This is a genomic window from Olsenella sp. An188, assembly GCF_002160255.1.
In the GTDB taxonomy this organism is placed as follows: domain Bacteria; phylum Actinomycetota; class Coriobacteriia; order Coriobacteriales; family Atopobiaceae; genus Thermophilibacter; species Thermophilibacter avistercoris.
Window position 1 is genome coordinate 204216 of sequence record NZ_NFKF01000002.1, and the last position, 22586, is coordinate 226801.

16 protein-coding genes are annotated in these 22586 nt (G+C 69.6%); 4 read left to right on the forward strand and 12 right to left on the reverse strand.

Going from position 1 to position 22586, the window contains the following annotated elements:
• Window positions 1–36 precede the first annotated feature (36 nt).
• Window positions 37–438 carry a DUF5655 domain-containing protein gene (locus tag B5F23_RS03370; protein WP_087351799.1) on the reverse strand — a complete coding sequence of 134 codons (402 nt, stop codon included), beginning with the start codon at window positions 436–438 and terminating at the stop codon, window positions 37–39.
• A gap of 123 nt (window positions 439–561) precedes the next feature.
• Entirely contained in the window at window positions 562–2175 is a 1614-nt protein-coding gene (locus B5F23_RS03375; protein WP_087351802.1) for a peptide chain release factor 3, read from the reverse strand.
• 257 nt (window positions 2176–2432) lie between these two features.
• On the opposite strand from B5F23_RS03375, the gene B5F23_RS03380 reads away from it, so the two are divergent.
• Entirely contained in the window at window positions 2433–2930 is a 498-nt protein-coding gene (locus tag B5F23_RS03380; RefSeq protein ID WP_087351804.1) for a hypothetical protein, read from the forward strand.
• A gap of 13 nt (window positions 2931–2943) precedes the next feature.
• Here B5F23_RS03380 and B5F23_RS03385 read toward each other — a convergent pair whose 3' ends face one another.
• Window positions 2944–3804 (reverse strand): ABC transporter transmembrane domain-containing protein, encoded by an 861-nt coding sequence (locus tag B5F23_RS03385; protein ID WP_087351806.1) that lies wholly within the window; start codon window positions 3802–3804, stop codon window positions 2944–2946.
• A gap of 266 nt (window positions 3805–4070) precedes the next feature.
• Here B5F23_RS03385 and B5F23_RS03390 point away from each other — a divergent pair, with 266 nt between their 5' ends.
• On the forward strand, window positions 4071–5297 hold the full coding sequence (locus B5F23_RS03390; RefSeq protein WP_087351807.1) for a putative ABC transporter permease: 1227 nt from the start codon (window positions 4071–4073) through the stop codon (window positions 5295–5297).
• A gap of 346 nt (window positions 5298–5643) precedes the next feature.
• Here B5F23_RS03390 and lgt read toward each other — a convergent pair whose 3' ends face one another.
• The 4 genes from lgt to tyrS form a co-directional block, all read right to left on the reverse strand.
• A complete protein-coding gene (gene lgt, locus B5F23_RS03395) occupies window positions 5644–6465 on the reverse strand; it encodes a prolipoprotein diacylglyceryl transferase (protein WP_087351810.1) in 822 nt (273 codons plus the stop codon).
• A 16-nt stretch (window positions 6466–6481) separates the two neighbouring features.
• The gene (locus B5F23_RS03400) at window positions 6482–6718 is read right to left on the reverse strand and encodes a NifU family protein (RefSeq protein WP_087351812.1); all 237 of its coding nucleotides are present in this window, start codon (window positions 6716–6718) and stop codon (window positions 6482–6484) included.
• 59 nt (window positions 6719–6777) lie between these two features.
• Entirely contained in the window at window positions 6778–9315 is a 2538-nt protein-coding gene (locus B5F23_RS03405) for a U32 family peptidase (RefSeq protein ID WP_087351814.1), read from the reverse strand.
• Window positions 9316–9518: 203 nt separating this feature from the next.
• The gene (tyrS, locus tag B5F23_RS03410) at window positions 9519–10736 is read right to left on the reverse strand and encodes a tyrosine--tRNA ligase (RefSeq protein ID WP_087351816.1); all 1218 of its coding nucleotides are present in this window, start codon (window positions 10734–10736) and stop codon (window positions 9519–9521) included.
• 227 nt (window positions 10737–10963) lie between these two features.
• Between tyrS and B5F23_RS03415 the strand changes: the two genes are divergently transcribed.
• Window positions 10964–13144: a transglycosylase domain-containing protein gene (locus tag B5F23_RS03415; protein WP_087351818.1), complete on the forward strand. Its 2181-nt coding sequence runs from the start codon at window positions 10964–10966 to the stop codon at window positions 13142–13144.
• 110 nt (window positions 13145–13254) lie between these two features.
• Here the strand turns inward: B5F23_RS03415 and B5F23_RS03420 are convergent, their stop codons facing one another.
• On the reverse strand, window positions 13255–13686 hold the full coding sequence (locus tag B5F23_RS03420) for an arginine repressor (protein WP_087351820.1): 432 nt from the start codon (window positions 13684–13686) through the stop codon (window positions 13255–13257).
• A 138-nt stretch (window positions 13687–13824) separates the two neighbouring features.
• Here B5F23_RS03420 and B5F23_RS03425 point away from each other — a divergent pair, with 138 nt between their 5' ends.
• Window positions 13825–14898, forward strand: a complete 1074-nt coding sequence (locus B5F23_RS03425; protein WP_087351823.1) for a hypothetical protein — start codon at window positions 13825–13827, stop codon at window positions 14896–14898.
• Between the two features lie 205 nt (window positions 14899–15103).
• Here B5F23_RS03425 and B5F23_RS03430 read toward each other — a convergent pair whose 3' ends face one another.
• The 4 genes from B5F23_RS03430 to pheT all read right to left on the reverse strand — a co-directional run bounded on the left by B5F23_RS03430 (window position 15104) and on the right by pheT (window position 22553).
• Entirely contained in the window at window positions 15104–16825 is a 1722-nt protein-coding gene (locus tag B5F23_RS03430; protein ID WP_087351825.1) for a phospho-sugar mutase, read from the reverse strand.
• 168 nt (window positions 16826–16993) lie between these two features.
• Window positions 16994–19213, reverse strand: a complete 2220-nt coding sequence (locus tag B5F23_RS03435; protein WP_087351827.1) for a THUMP domain-containing protein — start codon at window positions 19211–19213, stop codon at window positions 16994–16996.
• A 111-nt stretch (window positions 19214–19324) separates the two neighbouring features.
• Window positions 19325–19987, reverse strand: a complete 663-nt coding sequence (locus B5F23_RS03440) for a hypothetical protein (RefSeq protein ID WP_087351829.1) — start codon at window positions 19985–19987, stop codon at window positions 19325–19327.
• Between the two features lie 97 nt (window positions 19988–20084).
• Window positions 20085–22553, reverse strand: coding sequence for a phenylalanine--tRNA ligase subunit beta (gene pheT / locus B5F23_RS03445; RefSeq protein ID WP_087351831.1), 2469 nt, complete (start codon window positions 22551–22553; stop codon window positions 20085–20087).
• Between the last annotated feature and the right edge of the window lie 33 nt (window positions 22554–22586).

Below are 22586 nucleotides of genomic sequence, written 5' to 3' on the forward strand. Positions count from 1 at the left end.
GAACGCGCCCCGATTCACATAAAGCCCGAGGTTCCCTCAGGAGCAACCGCAGCGACGCTTGGCCGGCGAGAACTGGTGGGACTCCTCGATCCAGCCCATGAGCTCGCCGTCCACGTCCTCCGGGCGCTCCACCAGCACGTGGTGCGTCCAGCGCGCCGGGTAGGGCTCCGTCGCCACGGCGATGCGCGGCGACTCCTTGCGATACGCCAGCCCAAACGTCACCACGAGGCAGCGCTCCGGCCAGCCGCGCCGCCGCCTCACCGGAAGCGACGCCCACGCAAAGCCAAACCGGTCCGTGAACGTCACCTGGGTCCTCTGCACGCGCACGTCGACGTCGCCGCACGTCTCGTTGATGCGGTCCTCCAGCGCGTGATAGACCGGCAGCACGTCGGGCATCGCCGAGAAGAGCCGCGCGAGCTCGGCCTCATCCGCGTACATGGCTGCCCCCCGTCCCAGACGCAAGGTCCTTCTCGCCAGGCGAGAAGGACCCTTTGCTCGTGCATAAGTCGAAGTTCCCGACGCGGCGGCCGGCGCGACGCCCCGGCGCGGCCCGTCGCGCGCCTAGAACGTCACGTTGCCGAACTCGGAGAGGCGCAGCTCCGGGTTGTGCTCGATCGCCCAGTCGAGGTTCCACGGGCTCGTGAACAGCAGCAGGCGCTCGCCACGCATGTTCTCCACGCGCAGCGTCTCGCGCGTGAGGTTGAGGGTGCGCACGTCGAGCTCGTCGGGCGGGTTCTCCACCCAGCGGACCTCGTTGTAGGGAAGCGCCTGGCGGTAGACCTCCACGTGGTACTCGCTCTTGAGCCGCTGCTCGAGCACCTCGAACTGCAGCACGCCCACCACGCCCACGATCACGCTCTCCATGCCGGCGCCGAGCTCGCGGAAGATCTGCACGGCGCCCTCCTGGGCGAGCTCCTCCATGCCCTTCACGAACTGCTTGCGCTTGAGCGTGTCCACCTGGCTGATACGCGCGAAGTGCTCCGGCGCGAACGTGGGGATGCCCGCGTAGCGGACGCGCTTGCCCGGCGTGCAGAGCGTGTCGCCGATCGAGAAGATCCCCGGGTCGAAGAGGCCCACGATGTCGCCGGCAAAGGCCTCGTCGACCGTGGCGCGGTCGTCGGCCATCATCGCCGTGCCCGTGGCGAGCTTGACCTTGCGCTCGCCCTGCACGTGCCAGGCGTCCATGCCGCGCTCGAACTTGCCCGAGCAGATGCGCAGAAACGCGATGCGGTCGCGGTGGTTCCTGTCCATGTTGGCCTGGATCTTGAAGACGAAGCCCGAGAAGACGTCGCTCGCGGGGTCCACGAGCTCGCCCGTCTCGGCGTCGACGTGCGCGGAGGGCGCCGGAGCCAGGCGCAGGAAGTCGCGCAGGAAGGGCTCCACGCCGAAGTTGGTGAGCGCCGAGCCAAAGAACACCGGGCTGAGCTTGCCGGTGCGGACGGCCTCGAGGTCGAACTCGTGGTCGGCGCCGTCGAGCAGCTCGATGTCGTCCATGAGGTTGCGGTGGTTCTCCTCGCCAACAAGCTCGTCGAGCGCCGGGTCGCCGAGCTCGGCCTCGACCTCCTCCACGCGCTTGGTGGCGTTGGCGCGGCCGTCCCCCTCGAAGGCGAGCACGTGGCGGCTCGCGCGGTCAAAGACACCGCGGAAGGTGCGACCGTTGCCGATCGGCCAGTTCATGGGGTAGGTCCCGATGCCGAGCACGCTCTCGATCTCCTCCATGAGGTCGAAGGGGTCGCGCGTCTCGTGGTCGAGCTTGTTGACGAAGGTGAAGATGGGGATGCCGCGCAGCGCGCACACCTTGAAGAGCTTGACCGTCTGCGCCTCCACGCCCTTGGCACCGTCGATCACCATGACCGCGGCGTCGGCGGCCATGAGCGTGCGGTAGGTGTCCTCGGAGAAGTCCTGGTGGCCGGGGGTGTCCAGGATGTTCACGCAGTGGCCCTCGTAGGTAAACTGCAGCACCGACGACGTCACGGAGATACCGCGCTGCTTCTCGATGTCCATCCAGTCGGACACCGCGTGCTTGGCGCTGCTCTTTCCCTTGACCGAGCCGGCCGTCTGGATGCTGCCGGTGTAGAGCAGCAGCTTCTCGGTGAGCGTGGTCTTGCCCGCGTCCGGGTGCGAGATGATGGCGAACGTTCGCCGAGAGGAGATCTCCTCAGCGAGGCTTGGCATGGGCTTCCTCCGTTGCAGACGTCTTGAGCCCAGCCATTGTAGCGAAAAGCCGAGAAGAACCGCGCACTTCTCGCCCGCGCGTGGCTTTGATACGCACTCGACTGCGTATCAACTTCCCTAGGTCGAGGCGGGGCCGCGCACCCACCTGGCCTTTCTTCTCGCTTAGAGGATTTATTACACACTCCACTGCGTACCAACTTCTGCCCATGGATATACTGAGAAGGACCTCGCGTCCGCGCCAGCCCAAAGGAGCTGCCATGTTTCGTCGGAGCGCCGCCCTTGTCCTCGCCGCCATGCTGTCCCTCTCCCTGGCGGGCTGCTTTGGGCTGGAACGGATCGGCGACGCCGTGGACGCGGCCACGGACCTCGCCGACCGGGCGACCGAGGCGGCAGACGCGCTCTCGAGCGTCGAGTGGGGCAAGCTGAGCCGCGCCGTCGTACGCGACGCGGCGTCCAGCGAGAAGATCGCCGAGGTCACGGACCAGTCCGCCATCGGGTCCGCCTTCACGGGGCTCTCCGGGGAGTGCGGGCTCGCAGCGACGCCCGACGCCGCGGAAGAGTACGTGATCGAGGTCTGGCAGCCCACCACGGCCACGGTCGCAAACGGCGGCGACACCGAGGAGATCCAGGTGCTCGAGGTCATCACCTACGAGGGCTCGGACGTGGTCACGCTCGAGGTGACGCCCGTCGGCCTCACGCTCACGCTCGACGCGCCCGCCGGCGCCGCCGACGACCTGCGCGCGCTCGCGGGCTAGCTGCGGCAAGGCGCTACGCGCCGGCGGCCAGCAGGACGATGGCCAGGCACCTGCCCACGCCGACGGCACCCTCGGAGAGCTGCCAGAGCGCGACGCCCATGCCCGCCGCCGCCCCGCCGTACGCCACGAGGTCCATGATCGTGATGGAGTTGAGCTGCATCGTGAGCACGCGCATGGTGATGCGCCGGAACTTCTCGGCCTGCTCGTTCATCTCGGCCTGCTTGAAGTCGTCGGCCTGGTAGATCTTGAGGGTGGTGAGGCCCTGGAGGTTCTCGAGGAAGGTGTCGCCGAGCTCGGTGTACTGGCCCCAGTAGCGGCCGAGGAGCCTCTTGGCCCAGGTCTGGACCGCGGCGATGGACACCGGGATGAGCGGCACGCACACGAGCAGCACCACCGCGGCCGGCACGCTGACGAAGGCGAGGGCCACGAAGAGGGTGAGCGGCGCGAGCAGGGCGTAGAAGAGCTGCGGGAGGTAGGCGCCGAAGTAGGTCTCAAGCTGGTCGACGCCCTCAACGGCCACCTGCACCACCTCCGAGGTCATCGCCCGCTCGCGGTAGCCGGGGCCCAGGCGCAGCAGCTTCTCGTAGATGAGGTGGCGCAGCCGGGCCTTGACGGCGCGGCTCGAGAGGTGGCTCGCGCGGGCGGAGCCGACGGTGCAGGCCGCGCGGACGACGACCGAGGCAGCCGCCGCGACGGCCGCCGCGACGAGGTCCCCCGCCGTGGCGCGCCCGAGCCAGAGCGCCTCGAGCAGGCGGCAGAACGCGAGGATCATGGCCATGTTGGCGAGAAGCGCCACCCACTGGCACGCCACGCCCGCCGCGACGTGCCTTCTGCTCTCCGGCACGGTGCCGACGAGCCGTCTGTCTATCATCATGAACGGTGTCCCTCTCCCGCCGTCCGAACGTCATTGGTTAGCCATAGTAAACTATTTTCGGACTTCCGTTAGCCGAGATTAACTTTTCCGCACGGGCGGGCGCGGGGACGGTCGGCGCGGGAGGGACAAGGGCGGACGGCGGCGCCGGCGACAAGGACCAGGATGCCGCCCGGCCCTGCGGTTCTTCTCGCCGAGGACGCGTCGTGACTAGCCGAACACCCCCGGGGGTAGGATAAGAGCCACACCCAAGCCCGTAAGGAGCGGCCATGAACGACGCCCCGTCCCCCACCGAGTCCTCAGCCAAGACCAGGAAGATCCCCCTGCTGCTCAAGCTCTACGCCGTCTACTGCCTCGTCACGGCGGGCGTCATCCTCGTCCTGATGGGGCTCATCCTGGTCCCGCTCGTGCGCTACGGCGTCGACCTCTTCCGCGAGAGCCACGACGTCACCCTCGCGATGTCCCTCACGGTCGTGGAGGTGGTGAACCTGCTGGTCGGGGCGGTGGGCTACGTCGCCTTCGGCGTGCTCACGCTGCGCGACCGCCGCCGCCACGTCGCCCAGATCGCCTACGGCCTCGTCGCGGTCAACGTGGTGGGCATCCTGCTCGAGATCATGGTCCACGGCTTTGGCCCCAATCTCATCTACGCCGGGGTGCGCCTCGTCATCCTCCTCGTCATCGCCACCACCATAGACCCGACGCTCGTGAGCGAGCGAAGGCTCCAGCGCCGCCTGCGCGACATGGAGACCGAGGAGGAGGCCGAGGCCGGCACCCTCGGGCGCGCCAAGGGAGACCGCGGGTTCATCGAGCTCGACTTCTTCAACCTGTTCTGGGTGTTCGTGGTCTGCAGCGTGCTCGGCCTCATCATCGAGGTCGTCTTCCACATGGTCGTGGTCGACCCGGGCCACTACCAGGACCGCGCCGGCCTGCTCTTCGGGCCCTTCTCGCCCATCTACGGCTGCGGGGCCGTGCTCATGACCGTCGCGCTCAACCGCTTCTACAAGGCAAGCCCCGTCGTCATCTTCCTCGTGGCCGCCGTGATCGGGGGGCTCTTCGAGGCGGCGGTCTCCTGGTTCATGCAGGTGGGCTTTGGCGCCGTGGCCTGGGACTACTCCGGCGCCACGATCTTCGGCCTCTTCCCCGACCCCGTCGCCGAGCTCATGGGCGGCCGCACGAGCACGCAGTTCATGTGCATGTGGGGCGCGCTCGGGCTCGTGTGGATCAGGCTCTGCCTCCCGTGGCTGCTGCGCCTCATCAACCTCATCCCGTGGAAGGCCCGCTACTCGTTCACGACCGTCTGCGCCGCGCTCATGCTCGTGAACGCCGTCATGACGATGCAGGCCCTCGAGTGCTGGTACCAGCGCGAGAGCGGCATGCAGCCGACCCTGCCGATCGAGCAGTTCTACGCGCGCAACTTCGACGACGCCTACATGGCCAACCGCTTCCAGTCCATGACGATCACGCCCGAGAACTCCGCGCGCGTCCCCAACTCCTAGGCGGGAAGAAGCGCCTCTGCTCGCGGCACGGGGCCAGACACGCGCCCGAGCAGAGGCCCCGCGCGCGCAAACCACGTGCGATTGGGTGGCATCTTTGATGTCACTTCTCGCCCTGCACGCTAATTTGGCCGGATGCTCACCGCCCACCAGCCAAAACGCGTAAAAAAGCCGGCGAGAAGAACGTCCGGATGGCGCCCGTTCTTCTCGCCACATCAAACATGCCACCCAATCGGGGGCGGTTTTGGGCAGATGAGGCCATCTGAAAGACGCGGGACGGCTCCGTGCGCCGCCCCACGTCCTCGTGACAGATCAGGTTCTTAATCTTGTGAGCCGGAGTGCGCCGCGCCTACTCCACGTAGCCGACCTGCGGGCGGCCCAGCCTGTGCGCGCCCACCAGGAGCGCCACGCCTATCACCACGAGCGGCAGGCTCAGGAGCTGGCCCATCGTGATCGGGCCGAAGAGGTATCCGAGCTGGGCGTCCGGCACGCGGACGAACTCCACGAGGATGCGGGCCACGCCGTAGAGCGTGAGGAAGGCGCCCATGAAGGTGCCCTGCGGGCGCGGCGGCACGCGGCGCGACATGACGTAGAGCACCGCGAAGATCACCAGGCCCTCGAGGATGGCCTCGTAGAGCTGGGAGGGGTGGCGATACACGGCGCCGCCCGTCTCGAACATGACGCCCCAGGGCAGGTCCGTCTCCTTGCCCCAGAGCTCGCCGTTCACGAAGTTGGCGCAGCGGCCGAAGAACAGGCCGATCGGCGCGCCGATCACCCCGAGGTCGCAGATCGTGGGGATGGAGATGTGGTACATCCGGCACACGATCGCCCCGCCCACGACGGCGCCCACGAGGCCGCCGTGGAAGCTCATGCCGCCCTCCCAGGTGGCGAAGATCTCGAGCGGGCTGGAGAGGGACTCGCCCGCCCCGTAGATGTAGAAGATCACGTAGAACAGGCGCGCGCCGATGATGATGCCAAAGACCACGCCGATCACGATGGAGAAGACGTCGTCCACGCTAAGCCCGAGCTTCCAGCGCTTCTGGGTGCGGTACATCACCACGCCCGCGCAGATGAACCCAAGCAGGTAGGCGATGCCGTACCAGCGCACGGTGAGCGGCCCCAGCGTGAAGGCCACCGGGTCGAGCGCGTGGTAGAGGTCGTTCAGGAACACGTGCTTCTCGCCTGGCCTAGAACGCGGCGGGCTGGACGCGCGTCACGCCCGGCACGTGCTCCTTGAGGATGCGCTCGATGCCCTCGGACATGTCGAGCGAGGAGAGCGGGCAGCCGGCGCAGGCGCCCTGCATCTCGAGGGTGACCACGCCGTCGTCGGTGCAGTCGATGAGGGCGACGTCGCCGCCGTCGGCCTGGAGGCTCTGGCGGATGACGTCGAGGGTGGCGTCGAGAAGTGCGCGGTCAACGGCCATGGTGGTTCCTTTCGTCACGCGCGGGTGAAGCCCCGCGCTCGCGGTGTCCGCAGAACATGTTACCCAATGCCCGCGAAAAGATGCCCGGAAGTGGCACCGGGGAGGCGCTTGGCGGGGCGCCGCCCGTCGCGCGCCGCAGCCACGGCGTCGGCGACGCGCGCGACGGCCTGGGCGACCTCTTCGGGCTCCATGAGCGTGCCGTCCACGAGCAGCCGAGAGACGCCCGCGGCGAGAAGCTCGGCCACCTGCGGCGTGGCGTCGAGCGGGCGCGCCGTCCAGATGCGCGAGCGACCGTTGACGTCCGTGCGCACGGGCAGCAGGTTGCCGTCGATGTCGCGCAGCGAGAGGCGCCGGGCGCGCTCGGGGCAGCGCGCGCAGTCGTGGCGGCAGCGGCCGAGCGCCTGCAGGACGCAGTGCTCGCTCGTCATCACGCGCTCGCGGCCGAGGACGGCGAGGCCCACCGGCACGCCGGCCGCGCGGGCGAGCGCGCACACCTCCTCGAGCGTGAGCTCCGGCGAGAGCCACACGCCCGCCGCGCCCGCGCGCTCGAGGGCCGCGAGGCAGCTCTCGTTGTGCACGGGGACGCAGGAGCGAACCTCGGGGGCGGCCCCACGCTCCACGGCCAGCGCCAGCTCGGAGACGTTGCCCACGGCGCAGGGCTCGCCGGCGCGCACGTGCGCGTCCAGGCGGGCGTGGTCCGCCTCGCGGCAGACCTCGTCGAGCCAGGGGATGACGCCCCCGGGCCAGTCGCCGCGTGCGAGGTCGTCCGCCGTGGCGTAGACGCGCGCCGCCCCGGCGTCGAGGGCCACGCGGGCAGCCTCCGGCGTGGTCACAAATGCGCACACCTCGGCGGCGCGCGGTGACGTCCCCTTCGCGTCCTGCGCGCGCGAGCTGACACGAAGGGACTGTCCCTTCGCGTCCTCTGCGCCCCTCTCCGCGTAGGGGGCGAGAAGCGCCTCCTCGAGACGCGCGCAGGCCTCCGCGCGCACCTTGTGGACCGCCGAGAAGCCCATGCCGCAGCCCTCGTCGAGCTCGACCTCCCAGCTCACCGCCTCGAACGGGCTGCCACCCATGCGACCGACGTGCTCCACGAGGTCCTCTCCGCTCACGACGCGGGTGCGCGCCGCCTCCACCACGAAGCCCTCGGCGCGCGCCGCGGCCGCCCCGTCCGCGCACGCGAGCTCGACCGCGAACGGCCGCCCGATCCGCGCGACCACCCGCACGTGCACCGCGCGGCGGCGCACCACGTCCTTGTCGGCGAGGCGCGCCGCATCGTCGAGGGCACGCTGCGAGCGGATCACGCGCACGACGGAGCCCGTCGGCATCGCCCGCGCTGCGCGGCAGACGATTTCCTCCCCCGCCGCGGCATCCGCCGGCGCCGGTGCCGTCAGGAACTGCGTGGGGTCGTCGACCGGGCGGATCTCCAGCAGGTCGCCCGCCTCCACCGGCGCCGAGAGCCGCACGCTCACGTCGGCGCGGGTGAGCCGGCGCATGCGCTCGCGCCCGCCGTTGCCTCCGCCGCGCCGCACGAGCGCGTCCTCGAGCTGGCGCGAGCCCGTGACCTCGCCCACGACCTCGCCGCGGTTGTTGGAGCGCTCGTAGCTCATCATGTCGTTGTCCGAGCGACCCCAGAGGTAGCTGTCGGTGAAGTCGCGGTTGAAGGCGCGCTTGAGCCGGCGGTGCAGGGCGGCGCCCGCGCGCGCGTCCTTCTCGCCCACGGAGAGCTCGTCGAGCGCGTCACGGTAGGCGCCCACCACGGAGAGCACGTAGTCCGGGGCCTTCATGCGGCCCTCCACCTTGAGCGAGCCCACGCCGGCGTCGCGCATCGCGGCCAGGTGGTCCACGGTGCAGTAGTCCTTGGGGCACAAGAGGCGCGTGCCGCCCACCCCGCGGCTCCTCTCGGGGAGGCCGGCCGTGGCCACGCCCGGGATCTCCATGACCTCGCCGCGCTCGTCTACGAGCTCGTAGGGCAGGCGGCACGGCTGCGCGCAGAGGCCGCGGTTGGCCGAGCGTCCGCCGTTCATCGAGCTCATGAGGCACACGCCGGAATAGCAGAAGCACAGCGCCCCGTGCCCGAAGCACTCCAGCTCCACGCCCTCCTCGGCGATGCGGGAGATCTCCTCCAGCGAGAGCTCGCGCGAGAGCGTCACGCGGTCCACGCCCCAGACGTCGCGGCACCACGCCACGCCGCGCGCGTCCTGCACGTTGGCCTGCGTGGAGACGTGGGTCTCGATCTCGGGCCAGCGCTGCCGGACCTCCGAGAGAAGCCCCCAGTCCTGGATGATGAAGGCGTCCGCGCCCAGCCCCCACGCGCGGCGCACCAGCTCGAGCACGCGCGGCATCTCGGCGGTGGAGACGGCCACGTTGACCGTCACGTAGACGCGCGTGCCCGCCAGGTGCGCCCGCCGGCACGCCGCGGCGAAGGACTCGTCGTCAAAGTTGTCCGCCCCGCGGCGGGCGTTGAAGTCGTTGCCCAGGCCGCAGTAGATGGCGTCGGCCCCGGCCGCGAGCGCCGCGTTGAACGGCGCGGGACCGCCGGCCGGGGCCAGGAGCTCCGGCACACCGTGCGTCTCCAGAAACGTGGGTCGTCTCGTCATGTGACCTCCCCGCCGCGTCGCAACTCGGCATCCGCTCAAATTAATCCACATTTGGATTTGTGAATCGGACAAAACCCCAGTTGAGCTTTTCGCGCAGGGCCTGAAATGTGGGTTATTATCCCGACCCTTCGCGCGACCGCCCAAAAAAGCGGGCGGAGCCGCACCGCACGACCCCGCCCGCACGTCGCATCCAGGCCCGCGGCCTACACCAGGCGCGCCCAGCGCTTCTTGCCGGACTGGACCGTCGTGCCGGCCGAGAAGAGCGACGCCTCGACGTTGTAGCACTTGGGCGCCACGGCCTCGCCGTTGATCTTGACGCCGCCGCCGTCGACGAGGCGGCGTGCCTCGCCCGCGGACTTGGCGATGCCCACCTCCACGAGCAGCTTGCCGAGGTAGACCTTGCCCTCGTCGTTGACCTCGGCCACGGAGAGCGGGAACTCCGGCATGTCCTCGGGGGCCTCGGCGCGCTTGAACTGCGCGTCAAAGGCCGCGCTCGCGGCCTCGCCGGCGCCCTGGCCGTGATAGAGGTCGCAGATGTTGGCGGCGAGCTCGCGCTTGAGCGCGTAGGGGTCGGCGGTGCCGTCGGCAAACGCCGCGTCGATCGCGTCGAGCTTGTCCATGTCCGCGGTGGAGCACAGGCGCCAGTAGAGGGGCACGAGCTCGTCGGTGATGGACATGACCTTGCCGTACATGTCGGCCGGCTCGTCGGTGAGGCCGACGTAGTTGCCGTAGCTCTTGGACATCTTCTTGTGGCCGTCGGTGCCCACCAGAAGCGGCATCGTGAGGGCCACCTGCGGCTCCATACCCATGGCGCGCATGAGGTCGCGGCCGGCGAGCAGGTTGAAGATCTGGTCGTTGCCGCCCATCTCAAGGTCAGCCTTGACGACCACCGAGTCGTAGGCCTGCAGCACCGGGTAGATGAACTCGTGCAGCGCGATGGACTTGCCCTCGGTGTAGCGGTTGTGGAAGTCCTCGCGCTCGAGGATGCGGGCCACGTTGAACTGGCTCATGAGCTTCAGCATCTCGGCGAGGTTGAGGCCCTTGAGCCAGTCGCCGTTGTGCACGATGGTGGTGCGCTCGGGGTCGAGCACCTTCATGGCCTGCTCGACGTAGGTCTTGGCGTTGGCCTCCACCTGCTCCTCGGTGAGCGGCGGGCGCGTGGAGTCGCGGCCGGACGGGTCGCCGATGAGCGCCGTGCCGTTGCCGATGATGAGCGTCACGTTGTGGCCGAGGTCCTGGAACTGGCGCATCTTGCGCAGCGGGACCGCGTGGCCGAGGTGCAGGTCGGGGCTCGTGGGGTCCACGCCGAGCTTGATGTTCAGGGGCGTGCCCTTCTCGAGCTTCTTCTTCAGCTCGTCGAGCGGCACGATCTGCATCGTCCCGGACGTGATGACCTTGAGCTGTTCGTCAACTGGCAGCAATGCTCTGTCCTCCATAGGCTCTTCGCGTGACCAAGCCGCGCTTAACGCGGCCGCGTAACTGCTAAGCATACCGCAGGAGCAGGGACAACGCAGCCACGAAATGGGGGCGCGGGAGGACCTCGTCCACGGACTCACCACGCGCTCGCCCCCTTGGCGAGAAGGACGTGCGCGCAGCACCTATAATGTTGTCTGACTGTGGACGCATGCTCCCTGGACAGGAGGAGTACATGGGGATCAGAACCCGCAGGGCGCGCACGCACTCCAAGACGCACTTCGTCGCCTTCGGCATCGCGGGCGTGTTCGGATTCATAGCGCTTCTGGCCGTGACGCTCGCGCTCTCGCTGGGCGCCGTCGTCTCGACCTGGCTCGAGGACCTGCCTGACTACACCTCTGCCGACGCCTTCCTCGTGGCCGAGCCCACGCGCGTCTACGACGCGGACGGCAACGAGCTCGTGGCCTACTACACGCAGAACCGTCGCTCCGTCACCCTCGACGAGATCTCGGACTACGTGAAGAAGGGCGTGGTCGACACCGAGGACGCCCGCTTCTACAGCCACAACGGCATCGACGTCGAGGGCATCATGCGCGCCGTGGTCGTGCAGTTCCTCGGCGGCTCCGAGGGCGGCTCCACCATCACCCAGCAGCTGGTGAGAAACACGGTCCTGTCCGACGAGCAGTTCGAGAACTCGCTGCGCCGCAAGGTCCGCGAGGCCTACATCGCCATCCAGATGGAGAAGACGTACACCAAGGACCAGATCCTCAACATGTACCTCAACACCATCTTCTACGGCAACGGCGCCTACGGCATCGAGGCGGCGAGCATCACCTACTTCAACAAGCACGCGAGCGAGCTCACCCTGAACGAGGCCGCGACGCTCGTGGGCATCCCCAACTCGCCGACCTACTATGACCCCTTCACCAACTACGAGAACTGCAAGAGCCGCCGCAACGTCGTCCTGCAGCGCATGCTCACGGCGGGCACCATCACGCAGGAGGAGTACGACGCCACCGTGGCCGAGGAGATCCCGCTCAACCCCGGTCAGCTCACCGACTCCACGAGCACGTACCCCTACTTCACCGACTACGTGCGCGACCTGCTGCTGCAGGACTTCTCGTCCGACATCATCCAGCAGGGCGGCCTCAAGGTCTACACCACGCTCGAGCCCGACAAGCAGCAGGTCGCCGAGGAGGCCGCGGCAGACACGGTCAGCTCGATCAACGACCCCGACGTCTGCGGCGTGCTCGTCTCCATCGACAACTCAAACGGCCACATCGTGGCCATGGTCGGCGGCCAGAACTACGGATACGACGAGGAGGCGGGGCAGAGCGTCATCAACATGGCGGTCGAGCCGCGCCAGGCAGGCTCGAGCTTCAAGACCTTCACGCTCATCGCCGCCATGCGCGAGGGCATGAGCCCCACCGTCATGCTCGACTGCAGATCGCCCATGCAGATCACTTCCGAGTGGGCGCCGCACAACTTCAACAACAACCAGTACGGCATCATCACGCTCGCCCGCGCCACCGAGCTCTCCTCCAACACCGCCTACGGCCAGGTCATCGAGGCCATCGGCGTTGACAAGCTCCAGGAGACCGCGGCGCTCATGGGCATCGACACGCCCATCAACCCCTACCCCGCGTCCTCGCTCGGCTCCACCGAGGTCACCCCGCTCGAGATGTGCGAGGCCTACTCCACGCTCGCGAGCGGCGGCGTGCACCGCAACGCCGTGGCGATCACCCGCATCGAGGACCGCAACGGCAACGTGGTCTACGAGCACGAGGACGACGCCGAGCAGGTGCTCGACTCCGCCATCGCCGCGGACGCCATCGAGGTCCTCGAGGGCGTCTTCAACGCGGGCTACACCACGAGCTACGTGAACGCCTACTTCAACGCCAACCAGCCCGTCGCCGGCAAGACCGGTACGGCCGACGAGGCCGGCGACCTCTGGTTCTGCGGCTTCACCCCGCAGTACACCACCGTCACCTGGGTCGGTCGCTACAGCGGCAACAGCGCGGTCTACGTCTGGGGCTCCTACGCCTCCACGGCAAACACCGCCCAGCCCATCTGGACCGCGTACATGAACACGATCCTCGAGGGCGTCGAGCGCGGCTCGTGGCCGGAGTCCGACCACGAGGCCGAGTACAAGGACAACAGCTCCTGGACCTTCGTGGGCACCTCCTCCGAGGTGAACCAGCCCGGCTGGACGCGCGAGGAGGAGACCGAGGAGGAAGAGGAGCAGACCGAGGAGCAGACCGACCAGGCCCAGGACTCCGAGACCACCGAGACCCCGGAGACCCCCACCACGCCCGAGACGCCGACCACCCCCGAGGAGCCCACGACGCCGACCGAGCCCACAACGCCCACCGAGCCCACGCCAACCCCCAACCCGGAGCCGACGCCCTCGGGCTAGTCTCCCCACGGGCTGGCGAGAAGAGCCACGGCATGCCAGGAGGCCCCCGGGACGTCCGGGGGCCTCCTCTCTTTGTGGTCGGGATTGCCGCCGCGGCGCCGCGCGGGGCCCTAGCGCGCGTTGGCGAGCTTTGCCACGAGCGCCTGAAGCGACTCGGCGGCCTGGGAGCTGTCCGCGATCACGAGGACGGTGTCGTTGCCGGCCACGGAGCCGAGCGCGTGGGCGAGGTCGGCGTCGTCGATGGCCGCGGCGACGCCCGAGGCCGTGCCGGGCTGGCAGCGCACCACGACGAGGTTCTCGGCCCGCAGCACCCTCACCACGAACTCCGAGAGCATGCGCTGGAGGTGCAGGTCCTCCGCGAGCACGTAGACGCCCTCGGCGAGCTTGCACAGCCCCATGTCGGCCACGTCGCGCGAGACGGTCGCCTGCGTGCAGGAGAAGCCGAGCGCGCGCAGCTCGTCGACGAGGGCGCGCTGCGTGCGGATGGACTTGTCGCGCACGATCTCCCTGATCGCGTCCTGCCGGTTGTTCCTGCGCCTCATGTGGGCCGCCTTTCGGGAGAGCTTTCGTTTTTTCGCATACCGCTCCCCGATTATACCGTCCGGCCGCAAATACCGCGCAGCTGCCCGGGCGTATGATGCGATAGGTACCATGACCGTGCGGCACACCCTGGAGGAGCCATGACGTACAGCGATCGCAGCGGACGGCCGCGCCCGGGCTCGGGCTCGTCGAGGCAGGGCTCGCGCCCACCGGTCTCCTCCCAGGGAACCTACCACGGCCCCCGCGGCACCCGCCAGCGGCCGGGGAGCGGAAGGCTCTCGGGGCCGCGCGGCGGCGGATACCCGCTGCGCTCCCGCAGCATCAACTTCCAGAGCGGCCGCGCGCGCAGGCTCGCGGGCAACCGCCGGCTCCTCATCCTCGCCGCGCTCGCCCTGGTGCTCGTCATCCTCCTCGTCGTGGGCATCTCGAGCTGCGTGCGCGGCTGCTCGTCCGACCAGTCCTCCGGCGAGACCAACGCGGTCGACGCGCGCGTGGCCGCCGGCGTCTCGGAGGACCTCACGCGCCGGTTCTCGACCGAGCTCGACCGCGGCGAGAAGCTCGCGCAGATCGCGGCCAACGCGAGCGCCTACTCCGACCAGGCCCTCCTCGAGCTCGCGCTCTCCGAGCCCGCCGCGATCGACTTCGTCGCGGCCTACCCCGAGTCCGACAAGACCGCCCAGCCCTACGAGGACGCCGTGAGCCAGGGCACGGTCCCCCAGCTCTGGTGCTGGGACAGCCGCTGGGGCGGCGTGGACTACGCGGGGCACCCGCTCGCGGTGAGCGGCTCGGGCCCCACCGCGCTCTCCATGGCCTACATGGCGATCACGGGACAGGGTGACCGCACCCCCGCCGACATGGCGACGCTCGTCTCCGACGCGGGCGCGGCGAGCGGCGACTCCGGCATGGCAGGGAGCTTCCTCGAGGGCGACCTCAGCAGCCTGGGCCTCTCCTGCACCGCCTACACCTCCAACGCAGACAACCTCACGCAGGTGCTCGACTCCGGAACCTACCTGCTCATGGAGGTAACGGCCGGCTCGCTCACCGACAGCGCCCACTGGGTGGTCGTGGTCTCGGAGAACGAGGACGGCTCCGTGGTGGTCTACGACCCCACCTCCCCCGACGTGAGCTCGCACAGCTGGGACCCCGCAACGGTCGCCTCGGCGTCAACCACCCTCTACGCCCTGAGCGCAGGGGACGCCTCAGAGGGCGAGTAGCCCGGCCGCAAGGCACCGCAAGCGAAGACCCGCCAGCCGCCCCGTCCCGATCGCCCCGGGACGGGGCGGCTTCTCATACCACCACCCCTCCCCGGTCGAGGAGCCGACCGACAGCCGGAGGCCCCGGCAGCTTCCTAAGCGGGACTTTCGCGAAGCACAGTCCCGTGTGGAAGCTGCCGGGGCCTCCCCAGCGGCTGAGATCGTGCTACGAGAGGATCTTCTCGCTTGCCTCCTGGAGCTTGGCGCGCACGGCCGCGGACTCGGCACGCGTGGCGCCCTTGGAGAAGAGGTACGCCTTGACCTTGGGCTCGGTGCCGGACGGGCGGAAGATGACCTTGTTGTCGTCCTCGAGGCGGAACTCGATGACGTTGGCCGTGGGCAGGACCTGCGCCTCCTCCTTCTGCAGGCCGGAGACGCGCGGCATCTCGGGGCCGGTGGCGTAATCGGTCATGCCGACGACCTTGTAGCCGGCGATCTCGGCGGGCGGGTTCTCGCGCAGCCCGGTCATGATGGCGGCCATCTTGTCGGCACCGGCGGCACCCGGGAAGCTCGCGTTGACGGTGCCGTTGAGGTAGTAGCCGTACTTCTGGTAGAGGGCGTCCATGGCCTCGTAGAGGTCCATGCCCTTCTCGGCGTAGTAGCTTGCCATCTCGACGCAGAGCATCGTGGCGACGATGGCGTCCTTGTCGCGGGCGTGCGTGCCCACGAGATAGCCGTAGGACTCCTCGAAGCCCATGAGGAAGCGGTCCTCCTCGCCGGCGTCCTTGAGCTGGTCGATCTGGTCGCCGATGTACTTGAAGCCGGTGAGCACGCGCCTCATCTCGAAGCCCCAGTCACGCGCGAGGGCGTCGGGCATGGAGCTGGAGACGATGGTGGAGACGGCCACCTTGGAGGCCACGTCCTCGCCGCGGTTGCGCGCCATGGTGGCGAGCCAGTCCATGAGCAGGACGCCCATCTCGTTGCCGGAGAGCAGCACGTAGTCGCCGTCGTGCGGGATGGCGGTGCCCATGCGGTCGGCGTCGGGGTCGGTGGCCACGAGCAGGTTGGGCTTGACCTCGTCGGCGAGCTTCAGGCCCAGCTCAAGCGCCTCGCGGAACTCCGGGTTGGGGTAGGTGCAGGTCGGGAAGTTGCCGTCGGGCTCGGCCTGCTCGGGCACCACGGTCACGTTCTCGACGCCGATCTCCTTGAGGATGCGCGTCACGCACTCCATGCCGGTGCCGTTGAGCGGGGTGTAGACCACGGAGTAGTCGTCGGAGGCCTTGAAGCCGGGGACGGAGACCTTCTTGATGTTCTCGATGAAGCTGTCGAGGACCTCCTCGGGGGTCCACTCGATGAGGCCCTTCTCCAGGCCCTCCTCGAAGCTCATCATCTTGACGTTGAACGGGTCGGCCTTGGCGATGTTGTCAGAGATCTCGGCCGCGGCCTCGTCGGTGATCTGGCCTCCGTTGTCGTTGTAGACCTTGTAGCCGTTGTAGGGCGCGGGGTTGTGCGAGGCCGTGAGCACGATGCCCGCGGAGGTGCCGAGGTGGCGCACCGCGAAGGACAGCGTGGGGACGGGCTCGATGCGCGGGTACACGTAGACGTGCACGCCGTTGGCCGCGAGCACGCCGGCGGCCACGCGCTGGAAGTCCTCGCCCTTGTTGCGCGAGTCGCGCGCGAGGGCCAGCGTGGGGTTCTCGTAGTGGGCGTTGAGGTAGTCCGCCACGCCCTGGGTGGCCTGGGCGACAACGTAGACGTTCATGCGGTTGGTGCCCACGCCCAGGGTGCCGCGCAGGCCGGCGGTGCCGAAGGCGAGGTCGCGGTAGAAGGCGTCGAAGAGCTTGTCCTCGTTGCCGGGCTTGACGAGCTCGGCGAGCTCCTCGGCGAGGTCGGCCTCCTTGACGTTGTCCTGCCACGTCTTGACCGTGGCCTCGATGCTTGCGTCCATTGACGTTCCCCCACTTTCGACTCGGGGCGCGACGGCCACGCCGCGCCGACAAACACACGTCAGAGTTGATTCTAGTATCGGGGGCACGCGAGTTAGCCCGACTCTACGCGGACGGATGGGCAGCGGCGGCAGACGGGGCGAGAAGAACCTCTCGCCCCGTCGCGGTCCCTAGACGCGGGTCACCACGTAGGCGTGGTGAATCTTCCTGTTGCGCGAGAAGTCCTCGGGGATGGTCTCGTCCGTGATGTCCTCCAAGGCCACGCCGGCGCGAGCGAGCTTCTCGACGTCCGGCCTGAAGCTGCGCAGGTTGCACGAGAAGATCGCGGACCCGCCGCGCACGAGCAGCCTCGACACGCCGATGATGAGCTCGGCGTGGTCGCGCTGCACGTCGAAGGAGGCCTTGCGCATGCGCGCGGAGTTGGAGAACGTGGGCACGTCGCAGAAGATGAGGTCCCAGCGGTTGCGCGTGTGGCGCTGCTCGCTCACCCAGGCAAGGACGTCTGCCTGCACGAACTCGTGCTCCGGGCCCGTGAAGCCGTTGCGGGCCATGTTGCGCCGCGCCCAGTCCAGGCTCGGGCGCGAGAGGTCCACGGTGGTGGTGAACTTGGCGCCGCCGTCTGCCGCGTAGCAGGTGGCCGTGCCGGTGTAGGCAAAGAGGTTGAGGAAGCGCTTGGAGCCCTGGGTCCGCTTCATCATCTCGCGGATGCGCGAGCGGGTCTCTCGGTGGTCGAGGAAGATGCCGCAGTCGTGGCGCGCGTCGAAGTTGACCTCGAAGGTGAGGCCGCCCTCGTCCACGAGGTGAGATCCGGCCGGCAGCTCGACGTCCCCCTGCCGGCGAGAAGAGCCTCGGCGTGCGCGCTCGCTCGTGCGGGCCTCGTCGGCGTACTGGGAGCCGCCGCGGGAGCGCGTGCGCACGCGCACGCTCACGTCGCCCGGGTCGACGCCCAGGACGCGCGGCGCGATGGCGGCCACGTCGAGCAGGCGCCTTCGGGCGAGCTCGGGGTCCACGCCGCGCGGCGCGGCGTACTCGGAGATCTGCAGCCAGCGCCCCGGCGTCTCGGAGCCCTCGTAGAGCTCGATCGCCACCGCGTAGTCGGGCAGGTCGGCGTCATAGACGCGATAGCAGCTCACGTCCTCGCGCCGTGCCCACTTGGCGCGCTGCCTGGCCACCTTGGCGAGGCGGCGCGCAAACTGGTCGGAGGCCGGAACGAGCACGCCCACGCGGGCCGCAGGCCCGCCGCCGGCGACGGGCACCTCGACCGAGGCGATGGGCTCCACCTCGTCGCTCGCGGCATAGGAGCGAAGCGTCGCGGCGTCGCGGCCCACGATGAGCTCGGTCACCGCCGAGGGCTCGGCGCGCAGGGCGGCGTCGGGCGTCGCGTCGCGGGAGAGGACGACGGCCGCCCTCCCCGCGAACGAGCCGAGCGCGGAGAGCGCGGACGCCTGCGTCGCGACGGCGTCGGCGCCGACCCAGGAGAGGTCGCAGGTCATGAGGTCCGCCTCGACCGGAGCCGACCCCCCGTCGACGAGCAGGTCGGTCGAGAGGCCCGCCGCGCGCACGGCCTGGCGGCACGCGGCGAGCGCGCCGGGACGCGGGTCGAAGACGGCAAGCGAGCAGGGGTTCTTCTCGCCAGAGGCCGCACGCTCCCTCGCCTCCCGGACCAGGCGGTCCCAGCAGGACGCGTCGTGGCCCGCCCAGCCGGCAAAGCCCCAGCGGGCGCGCAGCAGGCCCGGGGCGCGGTCGAGCGACGCCTGCGCGGCCTCGACCAGGACGCTGCCCTGGCCCGCGTAGAGCGCCGCGAGCGTGGAGGCGCCCGACCCGGGCCACCCGAGCGCGGTGAGCAGCGCGGCGGCGTAGTCCGCCCTCAGCGGGGCCACGCGCGCGTCGGTGCGCGAGTCGTAGCCACGGCGGAACAGCGGCTCGCCCGCGAGGTCAAGGGAGACGGTCGCCCTCTGCCCGGAGAGGCGCACCGAGACGGTCACGTCCGGGTGCGCGGTGTCGGTCAGCGGCCGGGCGCCGCGGGCGCGGACCACGCGGTCGACCACGGCGTCCTTGGTGCGCAGGGCCAGGAACTGGGTGTTTCTGAGCTGGGCGTTGGTTCCGTGGGCGTCCACGGCGAAGGTCGCGCCGGGCGCGAGGTGGTCCTCCCACGCAAGCGCGAGGACTCCCTCGTAGAGCGCGTCCGCGTCACGCGCGTCAACACGCCCCAGCACCAGCAGCACGCGAGACGCGAGGCGCGACCACAGGCACGCGCGATACGCGTCGGCGAGGTCGGCGCCAAAGGCCACCTGACCCAGGAGCGGCCGGACCTGCGGCACGCCCATCCCGGACAGCTCGTCCGCCAGCAGTCGCTCAAAGCCCTTGGGGCACGTCGCCACAAACTCCATCGGGTCACCTCTCGCCCGTCAACCTCGCGTGTCGTCCCATTCTCACACGAAACGCCCCGCACCAGGCGAGAAAAGCGTCCCTCCGCGCGATGTCCGCAGCCTGCCCCGGGCCTACCGGAGCGCGGCGCGGCTTCTCAGCCCAGCCGCAATCGCCTCGTGGGCCTCCTCGCGCGCCGCGGCGAAGAACTCCGCCGTGAGCAGCTGGTAGGACGGCTCGCCGTCCACGTGCTCGGCGCGGTTGCGCTCCACGATGCCGCGCGCCACGTCCACCGCGGCCCGCACGTCCTTCTCGCCGATCGAGTAGGGCCCAAACGCCGCGCACTGGGCGAGAAGGGCCTCGTCCACGCGCGGGACGAGCGAGATGTCGAGCGTGCGGCCAAAGAGCGCGAAGTCCGCCTGCTTGCCCACCCTGGCCTCCTCGCCCGGCTCCATCCCGATGCGCTCGAGGTACGCGCGCGTGTGCCGGTTGTAGACCTGGTCCGCCACGAGGTGCGCCCAGGCGCCGAGCGTGAGGTCGGTCGTCTCGGGCCCGCCCTCGACGTAGAAGTCCCAGAACTCGTCGGCGCGCGGCAGGGGGATGTGCTCGCGCATGGCGTGGTGCGTGAGCTTGTAGTCGATGCGGTGGCTGGTGCTCGGGACCATGTAGCCCACGTAGACGTCGGGCGCGAGGTTGCCGAAGAGGAAGGCGTTGACGTCGGTCACGCCGAGGGCCTCGGCCCCCTCCTCGCGAAGGAGCCTCTCGACGTGCGCGGTATGTATGTTCCAGCTCGGCATGTGCGTATCCTAGCACGAAGCGGCCCGGGGACGCCTCGTGCGCCCCCGGGCCGAAAAGCCGCAGGCGGACTATGTCGTCCCAGTCTCCACGCTAGCGCTAGCTGCGGACCTCGCCGCCGGTGGACTTGCAGACCTTGGTCACGAGCTTGGCGTGCGCCTTCTCGACCTCCTCGGAGGTGAGGGTGCGGTCCGCCGCGCGGTAGGTGAGCGAGAAGGCCATGGACTTCTTGCCCTCGCCCACGCGCACCGGGTCGCGGTAGACGTCGAAGAGGCGAACGTCGGAGAGCAGCTTGCCGCCCGCGGAGCCGATGCGCTGCATGAGCGTCTCGCAGGTCACGGACTCGTCGACCACGATGGCAAGGTCCACGTCCACGCCGGGCAGCGTGGGGATGTCCTGGTAGGAGAGCTGGTCGGCCGCCAGGCGCAGCAGGGCCGCCTGGGAGAGCTCGAAGGCCACCACCGGCGCCTCGACGCCCATGGCGCGCAGGCCGCGCGGGTGGACGTTGCCCACCCAGCCCACGACCTGGCCTCCGCCGGCCACGACCTCGGCCGCGCGACCGGGCTGGAGCCACGGGTACTGCTCGGGGTCGGCCGCCTTGAAGCGGACCTTGGTCACGCGCAGGGCGTCGAGCAGCTCCTCGACCACGCCCTTGGCGTCGAAGAAGTCGTACTCGTCGAAGCGCTGGTTCCATGCGTCGTCGGCGCGCCTGCCGCACAGGACGCCGCAGACGTAGCTCGGCTCGTCGGGCAGGCTCTTGCTCTCGTGGCCAAAGAAGACGCGGCCGATCTCGTAGAGCGCCACGTTGGAGACGCCGTGGTCGAGGTTGTAGGCCACGGAGCGCAGCAGGCCCGGCAGCAGGTCGCGGCGCATCTCGGACTGCTCGGCCACGAGCGGTCGGATGATCTTCACGGGCACGCCGCGCCCCGTCTCGGGGATGCCCAGGCGAGCGAGGTCGTCCGTCGCGGCGAAGCAGTACGTGGAGGTCTCGGAGAGGCCGCAGGAGCGCAGCACCTGGCCGATCCTGCGGACGCGGCGCTGCTCGGGCGTGAGGCCGCCGGCGTGGTTTCTCGCCGCCGGGATGGTCGGCGCGATGTCGCCCTCGCCCCACAGGCGCACGACCTCCTCGATGAGGTCGACCTCGCGCGTGAGGTCGGGGCGGTTGGTCGGCGCGACGACGGAAAGGGCGTCCTCGCCGGCGCGCTCGACGGAGCAGCCCAGGCGGCGCAGGCGGGCCACCATGAACTCCTCGGGGATGTCCGCGCCGCCGATGAGGCGGGTGCGGCTCGGGCGCAGGGTGATCTGGACGGGGGCGTCGTCGGCCTCGCCGGGGTAGACGTCGACGATGCCGGGGCACACCTCGGCGCCGCAGCACTCCTCGAACAGCGCCGCCGCGATCTCGGCCACGTTGGCGCAGTTGGTGCCGTCCACCTTGCGCTCGTAGCGGATGGAGGCCTCGCTCATGAGGTCGAGGTTGCGGCTGGTGCGCGAGGTGTGGCCGGACGAGAAGTTCGCGCTCTCGAGAAGGACGTCGGTCGTGTCCTCGGTGATCTCCGAGTCCAGCCCGCCCATGACGCCGGCGAGCGCGACGGGCGTGTGGCCGTCGTCGGTGATGACGCACATGTCGGGGGTCAGGGTGCGCTCCTGCCCGTCGAGCGTCACGAGCTTCTCGCCATCCCCCGCGGCGCGCACCACGATGTGACGCCTGCCGTCGCGCTCGGTGAGCTTGCCCAGGTCGAAGGCGTGGAGCGGCTGCCCGGTGAGGTACATCACGTAGTTGGTCACGTCCACGACGTTGTTGATCGAGCGCCCGCCCGCGGCGGCGACGCGCCGGGCGAGCCACTCCGGCGAGGGGCCGATCTTGACGCCCCGGACCACGCGGGCGGTGTAGCGGGAGCACAGCTCGGGGTCGTCGATCGTCACGTCGACGAGGTCGGCGGCGTCAGGGCCCTTCTCGGCCTTGACGCTCGGCAGCTCGACGTGGGTGTCCTCGTCGAGGATGGCGGCGACCTCCACCGCCATGCCGGTCATGGAGAGGCAGTCGGGGCGGTTGGGCGTGATCTCGCAGTCGATCACGGTGTCGGAGGTGCCGAGGTAGTCGGTGAAGTCCATGCCCACCGGGGCGTCCTCGGGCAGGATCATGATGCCCTCGTGGTCGCTGCCGAGGCCGAGCTCGCGCGCCGAGCAGTTCATGCCGCAGGACTCCACGCCGCGCAGCTTGCTCTTCTTGATCTTGAAGTCGCCGGGCAGCACCGCGCCGATCATGGCGCACACGATGTGGTCGCCCTCGTTGAAGTTCTGGGCGCCGCAGACGATCTGCAGCGGCACGGGGTTGCCGTCCGCGTCCACGTTCTTGTCGCCCACGCTTACCTGGCAGAGCCACATGTGGTCGGAGTCGGGGTGGGGCTTCTTGCTCACGACCTGGGCCGTGACCACGTGCTCCAGGTTGGCGCCGACCTTCTCCACCGCCTCGACCTCGGTGCCGGTGCGGGTGAACTCCGCCACGAGCTCGGCGGGGTCCTCGGGCACGTCCACCATGGACTTGAGCCACTCGTATGAGATGCGCATGTTCTTCTCCTTTGTGCGCGATAAAGTCTGAAA

What these genes read in the sequence shown, in the direction of transcription:
- B5F23_RS03415 (WP_087351818.1), top strand. Translation starts at nt 10,964, where the DNA reads ATGGGGATCAGAACCCGCAGGGCGCGCACGCACTCCAAGACGCACTTC.
- B5F23_RS03430 (WP_087351825.1), bottom strand. Translation starts at nt 16,825, where the DNA reads ATGGACGCAAGCATCGAGGCCACGGTCAAGACGTGGCAGGACAACGTC.
- B5F23_RS03400 (WP_087351812.1), bottom strand. Translation starts at nt 6,718, where the DNA reads ATGGCCGTTGACCGCGCACTTCTCGACGCCACCCTCGACGTCATCCGC.
- B5F23_RS03385 (WP_087351806.1), bottom strand. Translation starts at nt 3,804, where the DNA reads ATGATGATAGACAGACGGCTCGTCGGCACCGTGCCGGAGAGCAGAAGG.
- B5F23_RS03405 (WP_087351814.1), bottom strand. Translation starts at nt 9,315, where the DNA reads ATGACGAGACGACCCACGTTTCTGGAGACGCACGGTGTGCCGGAGCTC.
- B5F23_RS03425 (WP_087351823.1), top strand. Translation starts at nt 13,825, where the DNA reads ATGACGTACAGCGATCGCAGCGGACGGCCGCGCCCGGGCTCGGGCTCG.
- B5F23_RS03370 (WP_087351799.1), bottom strand. Translation starts at nt 438, where the DNA reads ATGTACGCGGATGAGGCCGAGCTCGCGCGGCTCTTCTCGGCGATGCCC.
- pheT (WP_087351831.1), bottom strand. Translation starts at nt 22,553, where the DNA reads ATGCGCATCTCATACGAGTGGCTCAAGTCCATGGTGGACGTGCCCGAG.
- B5F23_RS03380 (WP_087351804.1), top strand. Translation starts at nt 2,433, where the DNA reads ATGTTTCGTCGGAGCGCCGCCCTTGTCCTCGCCGCCATGCTGTCCCTC.
- B5F23_RS03375 (WP_087351802.1), bottom strand. Translation starts at nt 2,175, where the DNA reads ATGCCAAGCCTCGCTGAGGAGATCTCCTCTCGGCGAACGTTCGCCATC.
- B5F23_RS03440 (WP_087351829.1), bottom strand. Translation starts at nt 19,987, where the DNA reads ATGCCGAGCTGGAACATACATACCGCGCACGTCGAGAGGCTCCTTCGC.
- B5F23_RS03435 (WP_087351827.1), bottom strand. Translation starts at nt 19,213, where the DNA reads ATGGAGTTTGTGGCGACGTGCCCCAAGGGCTTTGAGCGACTGCTGGCG.
- B5F23_RS03390 (WP_087351807.1), top strand. Translation starts at nt 4,071, where the DNA reads ATGAACGACGCCCCGTCCCCCACCGAGTCCTCAGCCAAGACCAGGAAG.
- B5F23_RS03420 (WP_087351820.1), bottom strand. Translation starts at nt 13,686, where the DNA reads ATGAGGCGCAGGAACAACCGGCAGGACGCGATCAGGGAGATCGTGCGC.